General features: G+C 29.3%; 23 protein-coding genes and 1 tRNA gene. 10 read left to right on the top strand and 14 right to left on the bottom strand.

Annotation, left to right across the window (positions count from 1 at the left end):
* Positions 1-33: 33 nt before the first annotated feature.
* Positions 34-225: a helix-turn-helix transcriptional regulator gene (locus tag M2651_RS05625; protein ID WP_252131368.1), complete on the bottom strand. Its 192-nt coding sequence runs from the start codon at positions 223-225 to the stop codon at positions 34-36.
* A gap of 188 nt (positions 226-413) precedes the next feature.
* Between M2651_RS05625 and M2651_RS05620 the strand changes: the two genes are divergently transcribed.
* On the top strand, positions 414-719 hold the full coding sequence (locus tag M2651_RS05620; RefSeq protein ID WP_252131367.1) for a helix-turn-helix domain-containing protein: 306 nt from the start codon (positions 414-416) through the stop codon (positions 717-719).
* Positions 720-781: 62 nt separating this feature from the next.
* On the opposite strand, the gene M2651_RS05615 is transcribed toward M2651_RS05620, so the two are convergent.
* Positions 782-973 carry a helix-turn-helix domain-containing protein gene (locus tag M2651_RS05615; RefSeq protein WP_252131366.1) on the bottom strand — a complete coding sequence of 64 codons (192 nt, stop codon included), beginning with the start codon at positions 971-973 and terminating at the stop codon, positions 782-784.
* 190 nt (positions 974-1,163) lie between these two features.
* Between M2651_RS05615 and M2651_RS05610 the strand changes: the two genes are divergently transcribed.
* Together M2651_RS05610 and M2651_RS05605 are read left to right on the top strand one after the other, a co-directional pair.
* Entirely contained in the window at positions 1,164-1,469 is a 306-nt protein-coding gene (locus M2651_RS05610; RefSeq protein WP_252131365.1) for a helix-turn-helix domain-containing protein, read from the top strand.
* Between the two features lie 40 nt (positions 1,470-1,509).
* A complete protein-coding gene (locus M2651_RS05605; RefSeq protein WP_252131364.1) occupies positions 1,510-1,800 on the top strand; it encodes a hypothetical protein in 291 nt (96 codons plus the stop codon).
* Positions 1,801-1,821: 21 nt separating this feature from the next.
* On the opposite strand, the gene M2651_RS05600 is transcribed toward M2651_RS05605, so the two are convergent.
* Positions 1,822-2,619, bottom strand: coding sequence for a phage antirepressor KilAC domain-containing protein (locus M2651_RS05600; RefSeq protein ID WP_252131363.1), 798 nt, complete (start codon positions 2,617-2,619; stop codon positions 1,822-1,824).
* A gap of 50 nt (positions 2,620-2,669) precedes the next feature.
* Positions 2,670-2,867: a helix-turn-helix domain-containing protein gene (locus M2651_RS05595; protein ID WP_252131362.1), complete on the bottom strand. Its 198-nt coding sequence runs from the start codon at positions 2,865-2,867 to the stop codon at positions 2,670-2,672.
* 186 nt (positions 2,868-3,053) lie between these two features.
* Here M2651_RS05595 and M2651_RS05590 point away from each other — a divergent pair, with 186 nt between their 5' ends.
* The 3 genes from M2651_RS05590 to M2651_RS05580 are packed head-to-tail and all read left to right on the top strand — an operon-like array spanning position 3,054 to position 4,008.
* Positions 3,054-3,359: a helix-turn-helix domain-containing protein gene (locus M2651_RS05590; RefSeq protein WP_252131361.1), complete on the top strand. Its 306-nt coding sequence runs from the start codon at positions 3,054-3,056 to the stop codon at positions 3,357-3,359.
* A 40-nt stretch (positions 3,360-3,399) separates the two neighbouring features.
* The gene (locus tag M2651_RS05585) at positions 3,400-3,699 is read left to right on the top strand and encodes a hypothetical protein (protein ID WP_252131360.1); all 300 of its coding nucleotides are present in this window, start codon (positions 3,400-3,402) and stop codon (positions 3,697-3,699) included.
* A gap of 39 nt (positions 3,700-3,738) precedes the next feature.
* Entirely contained in the window at positions 3,739-4,008 is a 270-nt protein-coding gene (locus M2651_RS05580; protein WP_252131359.1) for a hypothetical protein, read from the top strand.
* A 119-nt stretch (positions 4,009-4,127) separates the two neighbouring features.
* On the opposite strand, the gene M2651_RS05575 is transcribed toward M2651_RS05580, so the two are convergent.
* Entirely contained in the window at positions 4,128-4,370 is a 243-nt protein-coding gene (locus tag M2651_RS05575) for a helix-turn-helix transcriptional regulator (protein WP_252131358.1), read from the bottom strand.
* Between the two features lie 175 nt (positions 4,371-4,545).
* Here M2651_RS05575 and M2651_RS05570 point away from each other — a divergent pair, with 175 nt between their 5' ends.
* From M2651_RS05570 to M2651_RS05555, 4 genes are all read left to right on the top strand, one after another.
* Complete coding sequence (locus tag M2651_RS05570; protein WP_252131357.1) at positions 4,546-4,920, top strand: helix-turn-helix domain-containing protein; 375 nt, start codon at positions 4,546-4,548, stop codon at positions 4,918-4,920.
* A 12-nt stretch (positions 4,921-4,932) separates the two neighbouring features.
* Entirely contained in the window at positions 4,933-5,409 is a 477-nt protein-coding gene (locus M2651_RS05565) for a hypothetical protein (RefSeq protein ID WP_252131356.1), read from the top strand.
* 318 nt (positions 5,410-5,727) lie between these two features.
* Positions 5,728-5,865 (top strand): hypothetical protein, encoded by a 138-nt coding sequence (locus tag M2651_RS05560; protein WP_252131355.1) that lies wholly within the window; start codon positions 5,728-5,730, stop codon positions 5,863-5,865.
* Positions 5,866-5,867: 2 nt separating this feature from the next.
* Positions 5,868-6,983, top strand: coding sequence for a site-specific integrase (locus M2651_RS05555; protein ID WP_252131354.1), 1,116 nt, complete (start codon positions 5,868-5,870; stop codon positions 6,981-6,983).
* Positions 6,984-7,077: 94 nt separating this feature from the next.
* On the opposite strand, the gene M2651_RS05550 is transcribed toward M2651_RS05555, so the two are convergent.
* The 9 genes from M2651_RS05550 to nrdR form a co-directional block, all read right to left on the bottom strand.
* A tRNA-Pro gene (locus tag M2651_RS05550) sits at positions 7,078-7,153 on the bottom strand.
* Between the two features lie 93 nt (positions 7,154-7,246).
* On the bottom strand, positions 7,247-8,725 hold the full coding sequence (gene spoIVA / locus M2651_RS05545; RefSeq protein ID WP_252131353.1) for a stage IV sporulation protein A: 1,479 nt from the start codon (positions 8,723-8,725) through the stop codon (positions 7,247-7,249).
* Positions 8,726-8,807: 82 nt separating this feature from the next.
* Positions 8,808-9,812 carry an NAD(P)H-dependent glycerol-3-phosphate dehydrogenase gene (locus M2651_RS05540; RefSeq protein WP_252131352.1) on the bottom strand — a complete coding sequence of 335 codons (1,005 nt, stop codon included), beginning with the start codon at positions 9,810-9,812 and terminating at the stop codon, positions 8,808-8,810.
* Between the two features lies 1 nt (position 9,813).
* Positions 9,814-11,130 (bottom strand): ribosome biogenesis GTPase Der, encoded by a 1,317-nt coding sequence (der, locus tag M2651_RS05535; RefSeq protein ID WP_252131351.1) that lies wholly within the window; start codon positions 11,128-11,130, stop codon positions 9,814-9,816.
* Entirely contained in the window at positions 11,131-12,447 is a 1,317-nt protein-coding gene (locus tag M2651_RS05530; RefSeq protein WP_252131350.1) for a DUF512 domain-containing protein, read from the bottom strand.
* Positions 12,448-12,622: 175 nt separating this feature from the next.
* Positions 12,623-14,332 carry a two-component system histidine kinase PnpS gene (gene pnpS / locus M2651_RS05525; RefSeq protein WP_252131349.1) on the bottom strand — a complete coding sequence of 570 codons (1,710 nt, stop codon included), beginning with the start codon at positions 14,330-14,332 and terminating at the stop codon, positions 12,623-12,625.
* Position 14,333: 1 nt separating this feature from the next.
* Positions 14,334-15,029 carry a response regulator transcription factor gene (locus M2651_RS05520; RefSeq protein ID WP_252131348.1) on the bottom strand — a complete coding sequence of 232 codons (696 nt, stop codon included), beginning with the start codon at positions 15,027-15,029 and terminating at the stop codon, positions 14,334-14,336.
* Between the two features lie 16 nt (positions 15,030-15,045).
* Positions 15,046-15,756 (bottom strand): peptidoglycan editing factor PgeF, encoded by a 711-nt coding sequence (pgeF, locus tag M2651_RS05515; RefSeq protein ID WP_252131347.1) that lies wholly within the window; start codon positions 15,754-15,756, stop codon positions 15,046-15,048.
* 108 nt (positions 15,757-15,864) lie between these two features.
* Positions 15,865-16,323 carry a transcriptional regulator NrdR gene (gene nrdR, locus M2651_RS05510; protein WP_252131346.1) on the bottom strand — a complete coding sequence of 153 codons (459 nt, stop codon included), beginning with the start codon at positions 16,321-16,323 and terminating at the stop codon, positions 15,865-15,867.
* Between the last annotated feature and the right edge of the window lie 27 nt (positions 16,324-16,350).

Raw genomic sequence — 16,350 nt, 5'->3', positions numbered from 1 at the left:
ATTATTAAAATTCTAATAACTGCATAAAATAAACTAAGCACTATCCTCTATAAGACTTTTTACAGAGGTATGAAGCTCTTTTGCTATTCGCTCAAGTAAACTTATAGATGGTTTGTAATGGTTGTTTTCCACAAGAGATATATATTCTCTTGTAACCATAACTTTTTCAGCTAACTGTGTTTGTGTAAGCCCTGCTTTTTGTCGAGCTTCTTTAATCCTAAACACTTTATCGCCTCCTTATGTTTATATTATGAAGTATCGCTTTACATTTTTCAAATCTTATGTTAAGCAATACTTAACAATTATTACGCTCTTATTCCGTTTTTTCTTTATTTTTCTTCTATTATCTTGAATTTTTAAATTATTTAATTTATACTGATGTTAAGTTATACTTTACATTGGAGGTTTATAGTATGGATATAGGTCAAAGAATTAGAGAATTAAGGAAGTCTAAAAACCTAACTATTACTGCTCTTGCTAAAGAAATTGAAATAACTCGAGAATTTATGAGCAGTTTAGAAAACAATCGCTATATCCCTACTCTTCCTACCCTTGAAAAAATCTGTGAAGTTTTAAATATAACCCTCTCCGACTTCTTCAACGAAGGAACAGAACCCATAGCATTAACACCAGAACTCAAAGAGCTACTAGAGAATGCTAAAGAGCTTACTCCAGAACAACTAGAGCAATTAACCAAATTCATTAAGACACTTAAATAGGTGTCTTTTTTTATTCCATCCCTCCGTTTATTATTAAAATTCTAATAACTGCATAAAATAAACTAAGCACTATCCTCTATAAGACTTTTTACAGAGGTATGAAGCTCTTTTGCTATTCGCTCTAGTAAATCAAATGAGGGCGTTTTATGGTTGTTTTCTATATAAGATATATAAATTTGACTAACTCCAACTTTTATTGCTAGTTGGTTTTGTGTAAGCCCTGCTTTTTGTCGAGCTTCTTTAATCCTAAACACTTTATCGCCTCCTTATGTTTATATATTAAACCTATGGTTTAAAATATTCAAAATTTATTTAAACTAAGGGTTTATTAATATAGCAAAATATCTTTCTATTTCTCTTAAAATCTCTTATTATCTTGAATTTACATATTTTATAAATTATAATTATATAAACTATTAGTTTATATTTTAAGTGGGTGATATTATGGATATTGGTACTCGTATAAAAGAGCTACGAACAAATAATAATTATAAATCTGGTGAATTTGCTAATCTTTTGGGTATTAGTTCTGTATTTTTAAGTTATATCGAAAACGGAACTAAAAAACCTTCATATGATACTCTTGAGAAAATCTGTGCAGTTTTAAATATAACCCTCTCCGACTTCTTTAACGAAGGAACAGAACCCATAGCATTAACACCTGAACTCAAAGAACTACTAGAGAATGCTAAAGAGCTTACTCCAGAGCAGTTGGTAAAACTTGCGGAGTTTATTAAGACGTTAAAATGAGGTATAATAATATTGCATATTAAAGAAAGGATGATTAGCTATGGAAAATACTGAAAAAATATTAATGCAAATTTTAGGACACCTCGAGCAAATTAAATCTGATGTTGAAACACTTAAATCAAACCAAACAGATACTAACCAACGTCTTAGTAATATTGAAACTAAACTAAATTCTGTCTATAACCAAACTGCTAAGACTTGTGAAGATATTACTTTATTAAATCAAAAATTTGATGATTTAAAAGATGATATTGATTTTTTAACTCATAAAGAAAATCAGACTGAAAAAGAAGTATATAGCATTAAAAAGAAACTTCAAATTGTTAAATAAGGCTTTCTAAGCCTTTATTTTTTATATTGTGCAGGCTACTTCTTTAAATGATGTTTCGCTTTTAAATTTATTTATAAAATAAATCTGCCCTTTACCAGTAACTTTTGGTGTCTTACTTATACTTATATGTCCATCTGAATGTGTTATTGATGTTTCTTTAACTTCAAATAAACCTAAGTCCATACTGTACTGAGTTGGCATATTATAATCTGTTCCTTTCCTCTTAATTAAATATCCATTATCCCTCAGCCAATCAAATAACCTATTTTGACCTATATTAATACCATTTTGATTTAATAGTTTTGCAAGCTCTCCCACAAGTATTGATGTATGTGAAGCTGATACTGCGTCCGCAAATATTACTTTTGGCTTTTGTTCCTCAAGTTGTTGCTTTTGTAGCTCATTTTCTAATTTCAAGTTTTCAACTCTTCTATTAGCAATCTCTAAAGCTCTTTTCATTATCATTTCTGGGCTATTCCATGCTTTTTCTACTGCTATGAAATACTGTCTTGCTTGTTTGCCTTTTTCATTTCTTTGAATCATTGCTAATTCTTTTGCCATATCTAATTTGATAATGTGATCAGTTATTTCGGTAAATGGATTCTTAGGATTATTGGTTTCTCTTTTTTGAGTAACCATTATATAGTCAATATTTTCAGCAAATCCATATTCAATCATTCTGTTAAACCAATCCATATACTTTGTTTTTACTTCTAAAAACTCGTGTAAATCTCTACCACTTAAAATTACCTCGCCAGCTTCATTTTCATTAACTGGGATTAACTGTTGTTCTTTAAATATTTGTAAATGGTTCTCCACTTTTTCCCCTCCCTTTCCCACTTTATTTCTTGTGTTTCTGCATAAAATAATTATGCGGTGTCTAGTAAGTCAGTTGGTTTTACTCCTAATGCATTTGCTATTATTTCAAGTTTAGGTATTGGTGGGACTATAGTTCCGTTTTCATACCTACTTATAATTGATTGATTAATTTTTGTTTTATTGGATAAGTCTTTTTGAGTTATTTTCTTACTCAATCTGATATTTTTAATATTTATACCTACAGCCACCTTGTCACCTCCTTATTGATATACTTCTATTATATACGTTTTACGTATAAATTAAAACATAATATTATGCGTTTAGGGTATATTATGTCAAATTATCTTTCTTTACCTTGTATTTTCTCTTGAAATCTATTAATATTAAAATATATTAATATTCGTATAACGTATATTAGAATGGTGGTGTATAGAATGTTTGACATAGGTTCTCGTATTAAAGAACTTAGAAATATAAATAACATAACTTCTAGTGAATTAGCTTCCAAAATAGGAATATCTCAACCTCAATTGTCTAGAATTGAAAACAATGTAAATACAGCTACATTTGATACGATTTTTAAACTCTGTAACATTTTTGATATCTCTTTAACAGAATTTTTTAATGATAATACCAATAATTTAATTCCATCACATTTTAAAGATTTTATTGAACAAAACAAAGATTTAACCCCAGAGCAACTGGAATTACTCTCCAAGTTCATAAAGTCTATTAAGTAGTGTATAATGTAAATAGACTAATTAAAGGAGCGTGTTTTAAATGAACAATGAAGAAAAAATATTACAAATTCTAACTCAATTAGCTAACACAGTTAATGAACTTACTATAAAGGTAAGCAATATTGAAAGCTCTCAAAATCAAATTCAACTTGATGTATCAGATATTAAGACAAAACTATCTGCTGTTTATAACCAAACTGCCGACCTCACTGAGTATCATACTGAAGTTATTAAGACACTTGTTCAAATCCAAAATGATGTTGAATTCTTAACTCATAAGGAAACTCAAACTGAAAAAACTTTATTTAATCTTGAGCGTAAAGTTTCATCAACCAGATAACTTAGAAAATCCTTATATGTTATTAAAGGAGCTGTTACAATGGAACAAATATTAAAACAAATACTTGAAAAACTTAATTCTATGGAAACTGACATCAAGGAACTTAAAGCAGGTCAAGCAAAACTTGAAAAAGGTCAAGCAAAACTTGAAGCAGGTCAAGCAAAACTTGAAGCAGGTCAAGCAAAACTTGAAAAAGGTCAACAAGAAATTAAAGCTGAACTCAAATTTATGTGGGACGATATTAAAAAACTTGATAACCGTTTATCAGCCCAAGAAAATGAAGTTTTCACACTTAAAAGAATTAAATAATATTTTTCATGTAATATGTTAATTCCCTATTCATTAAGACACTTAAATAGGTGTCTTTTTCTTTTTTCTCTCTCTTTACCAATTTAATTCCTTTCATAAATGTATAAACTAGTAGAGTATTAATTAGCAGTATGCATATTTAGCAATTTGCTAATATAAGAATCAAAAAAAATATCGTCCATAGTTATATCTGGCACATATTCTTTTATAAGTTTTGTAATTTCTAACATTTCTTGTTGAGTGAAAGACCTTTTACCTTTTTCTTTACGATTGTAGCTTGTTAGTGAAATATTTAATTTCCGTGCCATTTCTGACTGATTTAGTTTTATAAGTTTTCTGTAAGCTATCAATCTGTCATTCATATATACACCTCCAATTTTATTAGCAATTTGCTAACTTTATGTTAATATAATAACTTAGCAATATGCTAATGTCAATACTATTTTAAAACTTTTTTAAAAAAAATTATGCATTTTGCTAAAAAATATTTTAAGTATTTAGCAAACTGTTATAATTAAGATAAATGGAGGGATTGATATGGAAACATTCGGTTACAGATTAAGAAAACTAAGAACTGAAAAAGAATTAACTCAAAGCGAATTAGGCAAATTATTAAATGTAACAAATGTTGGTGTAGCGAAATGGGAAAGTGATGACCGTTTCCCAGATAAAGAAACTTTAATTAAAATTGCTGACTACTTTAACGTAAGTTTAGACTACCTCCTATGTAGAACAGACAATCCAAAAGGAATATTAGTAAACGACAATATAGATGGTAATGAAATACAGATAGAAGTAAACAAAGAAGTGTATCCAGATGGACTTACTCATGAAGAAGTACTGGAAGTATTAAAAACACTCAAAGAACAACTTGGTATAGACTGGGAAAAGTTTAAAAAGAAAAACACATAGGAGGATTTTTAAATGGAAAATGAAAAGATATTTGAATTAATGACAAAAATGTATTCTGAAATGCATGAAGGTTTTAGCGGTATAAAATACGAAATTAACAATATTAAGGGTGAGATTAACAATATTAAGGGTGAGATTAACAATATTAAGGGTGAGATTAAAGAAATAAATATTCGATTAACTAAAATTGAAACAGCTCAAGAAGACATAAAAACAAAAGTAGTAACATTAGCTGAAATACAACAATCATTTTCTGAACAATTGGACCGAGCTAAAAACAAAGAAGGAAAAACATTAGGAGAAAGATTAGATATTATAGAACTTGCAGTTAGTAATACTTCTAAATCTTTGAGTGAAAACTTTATTAAATTAAACAATAAAGTTGATGATTTGCAAATTGATGTTAATACTCTTACTTCTAAAACTGCAAAAACTGATACAAAGGTTATTGAATTTGAAAGACTTCTAAATGAAAAGAAACAAGGTTGAAAATAAAGGAGAATGAATAAAAGATATTAATACTATCGTAGATAAACTTTCTAATCAAGTTTTTGAACTTGATACCAAAAATATTATTAATCATACTATTTAAAATAATAAATTAATTGGAATTACTAACTCTAAAGCTTAGCATATGCTAGGCTTTTTTATTTAATTTTTAAGTATTTTTTACATAAATTAACTTAACAATTTATTAACAGTATGTTCCCTTATTTCGTTTGCATTTTCCTTTAAAAGTGGTAAAATATAGTTAGCATTTCACCGAACTTATGTTCTCGTGTTCTTTTGATTGGGGGATAGATGCACATGATAAAAGGTATTGAGTACATTATTGTAAATGGACAAGTTATTTTCCAACAAAATCATATCGGTAAACAAGACAATAATAAGATTTTAAAAAATAATGTACAAGCTCCTAAGTTAAAATTAACTATGGAGGGATAAGTATGGGATACATAAGAAAAAAAGATAATGGTTGGTCATTTACTGTAAGCTTAGGACTTGACCCTGTAACAATGAAATACAAACAAAAGTCTAAAGGTGGATTTAAAACTAAAAAAGAGTGTCAAGCCGCCATGATGGAATTAGAAACTAAAATTAACAAAGGCGAATACTTTGAGGAAAGTAAGATTACACTTGAAACATATTTAAAACAATGGCTTGAGAATGTAAAACATAACATAACAGAAAGCACATATGTATTTTATAAAGATATTGCTGAAAGAGTGTTAACTCCTGCTCTTGGGAAAATAAAATTAGATAAGCTTAAAACTATGCAAATACAAAATTTTTTAACGGACAAGCTTAAAGATAATACCCTATCCAATACATCAGTTAGACATTACTACAATATTCTTAATATCGCTTTAAATCAAGCTGTTAAGTGGCAGGTAATACAAAACAACCCTTGCTTAGCTGTAGAGCCGCCAAAGCCTTCTAAAGCGAAAATAGGAGTATTAAAACCTAATGAAGTTGAACTTCTTTTAAATTATACAAAATCAAGTGAATTTAAAGTTATGTATATTCCTTTATTACTTGCTATAACTTGTGGTATGCGTAGAGGAGAAATTTTGGGACTTCTATGGGAAGATGTAGACTTAGAAAAAGGTATTATAAGGGTAAAACATAATTTGACAAAAATAGGTAAAGAAACAAAATTAGTTACACCTAAGACAGATATGTCAGTTAGAACCATAGCACTACTGCCTACTGCAATAAGTGAACTTAAACACTATAAAGAAAACAGAAAAATTATAAAACTTAATGATGATGAGCCTGATTATGTATGTTGTTGGGGAGATGGAAGTTATTTAAAACCTGATTATGTAACACACACTTTTAGAAAACTTTTAATTAAGTGTGAACTGCCTTTAATACGCTTTCATGACCTTAGACATACTCATGCAACTTTACTTTTAATGCAAGGTGTAAATCCTAAGATAGTTTCTGAAAGATTAGGACACAGTAAAATAGATATGACATTAGATACCTATAGTCACGTACTTCCTATTATGCAGGAAGAAGCAGCTTTAAAATTAGAAAAAGCATTATTTAATAAATAACCAATTATGGTCGATTTATGGTCAAAAGTTAATTTTATGCTAAATAATAAAAAAATAAGAAGGCTGTAAGGTATTGATTTTACAGCCTTCTTAATGGTCTGGGTAACAGGATTTGAACCTGCGACCTCTAGAACCCCATTCTAGCGCGCTACCATCTGCGCCATACCCAGGTAATAACAATATTATAACACAACATTATTAAAAATCAATATAAATTAGACATACAAAATATTTGCATGCCTAATTTATATTAACTATTTCAATTATAATATTATACAAATTAAACCGCCAGTACCTTCGTTAATAATCTTCTGAAGAGTCTTTTGAAGTTTTACTTGTACGTCTTCAGGCATCTTGTATAACTTATTTTGAAGTTCTTCTTTAACTAATATTTCTAAAGGCTTGCCAAACATATTGCTCTGCCAAATCTTTGTTTTATCATTTTCAAATTGATCTAGAAGAGATTTCATCAATTCTTCACTTTGCTTCTCAGTTCCCATAATTGGAGATATTTCACTTTCAATATCGGCTTTTATAAAGTGAAGAGAAGGAGCACTTGCCTTAAGCTTAACTACGCATCTATTACCTTGTTTTACAAACTCAGGCTCCTCAAGCTTCATTTCGGATAATTGTGGAGCAACCAGACCGTATCCAGTTTCTTTTACATCTCTTAATGCTTGAGCCACCTTATCATATTCTACTTTAGCTTTATTTAATTCCTGCATAATTGATAATAGTTCATTTTCACCTTTTACTTCGCAGCCGCAAACCTCGCTTAATACTTTGTAAAACAAACTATTTTTAGGATTTAAAGCCACCCTAGCAATACCATTACCCATATTAATTTCGCTAATATTAGCTACGTCTAAAAACTCTATTTCCTTAAAGTCATCCAATGAACGCTTTACATCTCTAACCTTGTATACTTTATTACACATATCTTTTACCAGATTAAAGAAATTAACTTTAAGCCAATGTTTGGAATCTAGTTTTTCGATCCATTCAGGAATATCTATGTTAATTTCTGAAATAGGAAACTCTTTAAGCACAATTTGAAATACTTTAGCTATATCCTCTTCCTTCATATTTACAACATCCATAACTTGAACTGGAACATCATATTTAACTTCTAACTCTCTTCCTAAATCTATTGTTTTTGGTTCCTTAGCTTGTGATGAATTTAAAATTATAATAAATGGTTTATTTATTGCCTTTAATTCATTTATTACTCTTTCTTCAGCTTCTATATAATCTTCTCTAGGAATATCTGTAATTGAACCATCTGTAGTTATAACTAAACCTATAGTAGAATGCTCATTTATAACCTTTTTTGTTCCTATCTCAGCAGCTTCTTCAAAAGGTATTTCTTGATCATACCATGGGGTAGTAACCATTTTTGCTCCATTGCCTTCTGTATATCCTGCAGCACCTTTAACGATATAGCCAACACAGTCTACCATTCTAACTTTAAACTTAGTTCCGTCTCCAAGATGTATCTCAACAGCTTCATTTGGAACAAATTTAGGTTCGGTAGTATGTATTGATTTTCCAGATGCACTTTGCGGCAATTCATCTTTAGCTCTTTGTTTTTTGTAGGAGTTTTCAATATTAGGTATAACCATTAAATCCATAAATCTTTTAATAAAAGACGATTTTCCTGTCCTAACAGGTCCAACTACTCCAACATAAATATCCCCTTGCGTTCTCTCGGCTATGTCCTTATATATATCGAAATTTTCCAACGCATACCCTCCCAATAAATACATATTAACACTATATATATATTGGGAGATGAAAAAAAATATAACTTATTTTTACAAAAACTTATATTTTATAAATTTCATCTTTTTTATCACGGGACATCAATTCGTAAACTCCATATTTAGGATCTTTCCCTTCAAATATAACTTTATGCAAAACATCTGTTATTGGCATAGATACATTTAATTTTTCCTTCAGTTGATAAAATGCTTTACAGGCTTTTATCCCTTCAACTACCATGCCTATTTCTTTTATAGCTTCCTCTACAGGAATTCCTTTACCAATTAATATTCCTGCTCTTCTATTTCTACTATGCATACTTGTACAAGTTACTATGAGATCACCCATTCCAGTAAGTCCTGAAAATGTTTCTTTTTTACCTCCAAGCTTTGTGCCAATTCTTATAATTTCACTCATACCTCTTGTCATAAGTGCAGCTTTAGTATTATCACCATAACCAATACCATCAGAAATTCCAGCAGCTAAAGCTATAATATTTTTTACAGCACCACCTATTTCAATACCGATAATATCATCATTTGTATAAACTCTAAACTTATTTGTCATAAATACATCTTGTACTTTTTCCGCACTTTTCATATCTTTCGAAGTAACAACAACAACTGTAGGTATATCAGCAGCTACTTCTTCAGCATGACTAGGACCTGATAATACTACAACCTGATTATTGGGAAGTTCTTCTTCTATTACTTCTGAAAGTCTTTTAAGAGTTTCTTCTTCTATGCCCTTAGCAATATTTATTATTATCTGATTTCTTTTTACTTTGCTACTGATTTGTTTGCATAAAGTTCTTATTACATGGGAAGGTACGGCTAAAACTATAAATTCGGTATCACGAATAGCTTCTTCTAAGTTTGTAAACCCTTTAACATTATAAGGAATAGTTATATTGGGAAGATATTTTATATTTTCTTTTTTTACATTTATATCATCTATAACATGCTGATCTCTATCCCAAATATTTACCATCAAGCCTTTTTTAGCAAGCATTATACTTAAGGCAGTACCAAAACTACCTCCTCCTAAAAAAGCAACTTTTGCACTCATTCTATTCTTTCCTTTCTCTAAATATTATTTTAATAGAAGTACCTTTAAAATCAAAGCTTTCTCTTAACTGATTAGAAAGATATCTCTCATAAGAAAAGTGAAGTGCATTTGGATCATTTACAAAGAATACAAATGTAGGCGGCTTAGTTTCAACTTGTGTAACATAATAGATTTTTAATCTTTTTAACCCTACAATAGGAGGCTCTTTCATTAATACCGCTTTATTAATCACGTCATTTAGTACACCTGTAGAAACACGCTTTGTAAAATTATCATAACACTGTTTTGCCATTTCTAATACCTTATGTACTCTTTGACCAGTTTTAGCAGATATAAACAAATATGGTGCATAATCAATAAATGATAAGCTGTGCTGCAAGGTTTTCTTATATTTGTCTAATGTCTTGTCATCTTTTTCGATTAAATCCCATTTATTTACTATAACCATTATAGCTTTTCCTTGCTCATGAGCATATCCTATTATTTTTTCATCTTGCTCTGACACGCCCTCTTCAGCATCAATCATAAGAATACATACATCTGCTCTTTCTATAGCAGCTAAAGTTCTAATAGCACTGTATTTTTCAATTTCTTCTTTTATTTTACTTTTTCTTCTTAAACCTGCTGTATCAATTAATAAAAACTTTCCTTCTTCAGTTTCAAGAGCACTATCTATAGCATCTCTAGTAGTTCCAGGTATATCGCTTACTATAACCCTTTCTTCTCCTAAAAGCTTATTTATAAGGGAAGATTTGCCCACATTTGGTTTACCTATCATAGCAATTTTAATATACTCTTCTTGTTCTTCATCTTCAGATTCTTCTGGAAAATAAGATACTACCTTATCAAGCATATCACCTAATCCTAACCCTTGAGAAGCAGATATAGTAATTGGATCACCAATACCTAAATTATAAAATTCATAAGCATTTTCTTCTTCTTTTAAACTATCAATCTTATTCACTACTAAAACTATTGGTTTTTTGCTTTTTCTAAGCATCTGAGCAACTTCAGCATCAGCTCCTGTAAGCCCTTCTTTCCCATCAACTATAAATACTATAACTGTTGCTGTATCAATTGCAATCTGAGCCTGACGTCTCATTTGGGCAAGTATAATGTCATCACTTTCTGGTTCAATTCCTCCTGTATCTATAAGAGTAAAATTATGCTTTAACCAATCTGCTTCTGCATATACCCTATCTCTAGTTACTCCTGGAGTATTTTCAACTATAGAAATTCTTTTTCCTGCAATTTTATTAAAAAGCGTAGATTTTCCTACATTTGGCCTTCCGACTACAGCCACTATTGGTTTACCCATTTAATTTTCCTCCCTACTAAATTTATTTATTAAATGAATTAAATCTTTTCCTGTATAATCTGCCACGATTATTTGTCTACCTAAAGCAGTTTCTACATCTTGTATTGTCAAATCGTCTAGAAACACTTCTTCACCACTTCTAAGCATATTTACAGGTATTATAACATAATCGCCTAAATTGGAATTTTTTATCTGTTCTATTAAATCTTTACCTGTTAATAGTCCAGCTACAGTTATAGTTTCACCAAAAAATTTATTGATTATTTTAACTACATTAATAGTAATATTTTTGCTGTAATTATTTATTTTTCTAGCTGCATTTTGAAGTTCTTTAAAGCCAGATACCCCTGTGACTATAGTAAAGCTGCCACATATATTTGGGTTAAGACTTTCAAGAGTTTCTTCTATGTTGTTTCTAAATATTCTTATCATGCCTATACCATCTTCTAGCTGCTCAAAATTTCCATAAAATTCAGTTGCCGGGACTTCCATACCAGCCATTACATAAAACTCATCAGATAACCGAATAAAAGGCTGATTAATTTTTTTCATATACTTTTCCTGCAGCCTCAAAACATTCATAATCTCTTTCCTGCTGCTTTCCTTATCATATAATGTTACTTTGTAAAGACCCTCTCTATACTTAGTTACCCCTACCGGAACAGCAGCTACATTTTTTACAGAAGGATAAAGCTTAAATAAATCTTCAGTTGTTTTTTCTAATTCTTCCCCATTATTTAATCCAGGACAAAGTACAATTTGACAATTAATATCTATATCTGCTGCTGCAAGTTTTTTTAAACGTTCATATATGTTACCTGCAAATCTGTTATTTAACATTTTAATTCTTAGCTCTGGATTAGTAGTATGAACCGAAACATTTATGGGACTAATTCTATATCTAATAATCCTGTCTATATCCTCATCCTTCATATTTGTCAAAGTTACAAAGTTTCCCTGTAAAAATGACAACCTAGAATCATCATCTTTAAAATAAAGCGTTTCTCTCATACCTTTAGGCAGTTGATCTATAAAGCAGAACAAACATTTATTTGAGCAGCTTCTTGCGTAGTCTAAAATAGAATTTTCGAACTCAACGCCTAAATCTTCATCATATTCTTTTTCAATTTCTAGCTCCCATACTTCCCCATTTTTTTTTTCTATTTCAACTATTACAAATTCATCAGCCAACAAAAATTTATAATCTATTATATCTTTTACTTCAGTGCCATTTATACTAATCAGTTTATCTCCAATATCTATTTCTAATTCTTCGGCTATACTGCCTGGTTTTACCTTGACAATTTTATTTTTCATACCTTCACTCCCAATTTGGCAATGTATTCATCTTGTTATAATACATTATGTAAAAACTTTAGTCAATGGAATATACGTATATATTAATAAAACCTCCTAATAAGGAGGGTTATAGGCTTGTTCATATTTTTATAATTATAAACTCAATAGTTAAAAAAATAAAAGAAGATAGTATCTATTCCATCTTCTTTATAGGTAAAGATATTGTAAATTTTGTTCCAACGCCTACTTCACTTTCAACATTTATAGTTCCGTTAAAGTTTAAAACAATATGCTTAACAATTGCAAGCCCTAGTCCTGTTCCACCCTGTGCTCTAGATCTTGCTTTATCTATTCTATAGAACCTTTCAAAAATCCTATTAAGATGCTCTTTTGACATACCTACTCCTGTATCTTCAACACAAAGTACAACATTATTATCAATTATATTTTTACTAATAGTAACTTTACCTTCTTCTTCAGAATATTTTATGGCATTATCTACAAGATTTATTAACATTTGCTTAAACCTATCTCTGTCTCCTAATATTTTAGGAAGTTTTATTCCTACAACCTCTAATTTGATATTTTTGCCTTCAGCTGTATTTTTCATTAAATTATATACATCATCAATAGCTTCATTAATATTAATAAATTCATTTTTACTTTCTCGATGCTGCTCTATGTGCGATAATGTTAGAATATCATTAATCAGTCTTGTAAGCCTTTCTGCTTCATCATTTATTATACCTAAGAATTTTTCTCGCTTTTCTTTATCCTCTACATATTTTAAGGTTTCCGCAAATCCTTTTATAGATGTTAACGGCGTTTTTAACTCATGAGAAACATTTGCCACAAATTGAGATCTCATGTTTTCAAGTTTCTTAATGTCAGTAATATCTTGAACTACAGCTACAGTACCAATAAGTTTATGATCACTTATTATATCTGCAGTTCTTACTCTCAAGTCTCTTTCCTTAGGTCTTAAAATTTTAACTTCTTTGTATTCTTCCATATTATATTTTAATATATTTTCAAATTCGAAATCTCTAGTAACATCTATAAGTTTTTCACCTATTATATCTTTATCTATACCAAATATTTCCTTAGCATAAGGATTAATCATAATAACTTTATAGTTATTATCGATGGCAATAACACCACTGTCCATACTCTTTAGTATGGCTTCCAACCTATTTTGTTTGTCAGTAACTTCTTTAAGAGTATTTTGCAGCCTATCTGCCATATTATTAAAAGTTTTTCCTAATTCTCCAATTTCATCATTTGAAAAACATCTTATTCTCCTGTAAAGTTCTCCATTTGCTACTCTTGAAGTTACATATTGTAAATCTTTAATTGGCTCAACAATTATATGTGCTAGCCTAAATGATATAGCAGCAGCTGCTATAAATACAAAAATTATAGTAATTAAATAATACTTTATATATCTACCCTCAAAACTTTCTATTAAGGATGCAGGCATGGCACTCCTAACTATGAATCCATCCTTAAAAGCCGTAGCTACATACATCATATTTTTATTTACTGAGTTGCTATATCTTAAACTATAACCATTACCTTGTTTACGAGCTTCTATTATTTCAGGCCTATCATTATGATTATTCATAGTTTCTTTGTCTAATACTGAGTCAACTATGACGTTACCATCTACATCAATATAGGTAACTCTTATATCTAAATTACTTAAGTTTTTTTTAAAAAAATCTTCTATATTTATTAAATTACCAGTATTTAATACACTAATTATAAAATTATTATTTTTTATTAAATTCTGCCTTATATTTTCATTGAACTGATAATTAATAATTCTTACAAAAAAGATAGTTAAAACTGCTATGCTAAAAACCAAAACACTTAAAATATAGTACATTAACCTTTTCTTCATTTTAGTCTCCTACATTAAATCTATAACCTACACCCCTTATTGTTTCTATATACTTTGGGCATTTATCATCCACTTCAATTTTTTGCCTTAAATGTCTAATATGAACATCTACAGTTCTAGTTTCTCCAATATATTCATATCCCCATACTTTGTCAAGTAAAAACTCTCTTGTTATAACTCTGCCCTTATTCTTAATTAGAAGTTCTAAAACTTCAAATTCTTTAAGTGTTAAATCTATTTTTTTTCCTTCTTTTGTAACCTCATGCTTTTCAAAATCTACTGTTATATTGTCAAATTTATAAGACATATCTATTGCCTGTGTAGATGTTCTTCTAAGCAGTGCTTTAACTCTTGCCAAAAGCTCTCTTACAGAAAATGGTTTAGTCATATAATCATCTGCCCCTAATTCTAAACCTAAAATTTTATCCAACTCCTCACTTTTCGCAGTTATCATGATAATTGGCATGTTAGAAATACTATTCTCTCTTCTAATTTCTTTACAAACATCATATCCATCTATGCCTGGCAGCATTAAATCTAACAAAACTAAATCTGGCTTTTCTGATTTTGCAAGCTTCAAAGCTTCCATACCATTTGAAGCACAAATAACCCTATATCCGTTATTTTCAAGATTAAACTTTATAAGTTCTTGTATATGTTCTTCATCATCTACAATTAAAATTTTATAATCAGACACGAACTTCCCCTCCAAGTTACTTTATAAAAATAAAAGAAAACATCCTGCCGTAATTTTCCTTTGATTTTCTATAAGAAAATAATTGTATTTCTTCGTTGCAATAAGTACATAAATTCATTGTATTTATATTCTTACTAGAAACTCCTAAATATTCTAACTGTCTTACGATACATCTTTCTAAATTTAATTTATTATTCTTTATAATTTCTATACCAGAATATAAAGCACTTTTATTAAATTTATCTGCCACATCTTCTCCTATTTCATAACAACACATCCTGTTATGAGGTCCAATATAAGCATTTATATTTTTAAAACTACAACCATACTCTTTTTGCATTTTCTCTAAAGCCTTAATAGTTATGCAGGAAAGCGTTCCTTTCCACCCGCTATGTACTGCAGCTACTACGTTCTCTACTTTATCGTAAAGAAGAACTGGAACGCAATCAGCAGTAAATACTCCTATACCTATATTTTTTTTATTTGTTATTATTCCATCACCTTCATAAATATTTCCATCTTGTATATATACATTATCAGAATGTTTCTGATAAAGATATGAAATATCATCTAAACCAAACCATTGTTTTAATCTTAAAATATTATTTTTTCCTTCATCACAGTGAATATTAAAGTTCAAGTTATTCTTTGCAGTTGAAAAAATCATAGTAGCTTTTTCAGCCTGTACCCTAAGAAACTCATATCCATCAATAATAATTTTATCCATGACAGTTTCACCTCATAACAATATTTTACCACTCATTAAAATAATTGTAACAATATTTACTTAATCTTAACTATAATTTAACACATAATAAAAATGCCCAAAGGGCATTTATTCTTTGTTAATCATTAAGTTTTTAATCTCTTCCATAAAAGTATTTATATCTTTAAATTGTCTATAAACAGAGGCAAATCTGACATAAGCTACCTCATCAACACTTTTTAAGCTTTCCATAATCATTTCACCTATATAGTCAGATTTTACTTCTGTTAGCATCTGATTACTTAATTGTTTTTCTACATCATTTGCAATACTTTCAATTTGTAGACGTGATATAGGTCTTTTTTGGCAGGCTTTTAACAATCCATTAATTATCTTTGATTTATCAAAATATTCTCTACTTGAATCTTTCTTTATTACAAGAATCGGTATATCTTCAATTTTTTCATAAGTAGTATATCTTTTACTACATTTTAAACACTCTCTTCTTCTTCTTATTGCCATATCATCTTCAGTAGATCTTGAATCCACTACTTTGCTTTCTTCATAGCCACAGTATGGACACTTCAATTTTTTCACATCCTTTATAAAATTGTA

Origin of the sequence: Clostridium caldaquaticum, assembly GCF_023806125.1 — a bacterium.
GTDB classification, from domain to species: domain Bacteria; phylum Bacillota; class Clostridia; order Clostridiales; family Clostridiaceae; genus Clostridium_AT; species Clostridium_AT caldaquaticum.
The sequence above is the reverse complement of the archived record's forward strand: the minus strand, read 5'-3'. Positions and strand labels throughout refer to the sequence as shown.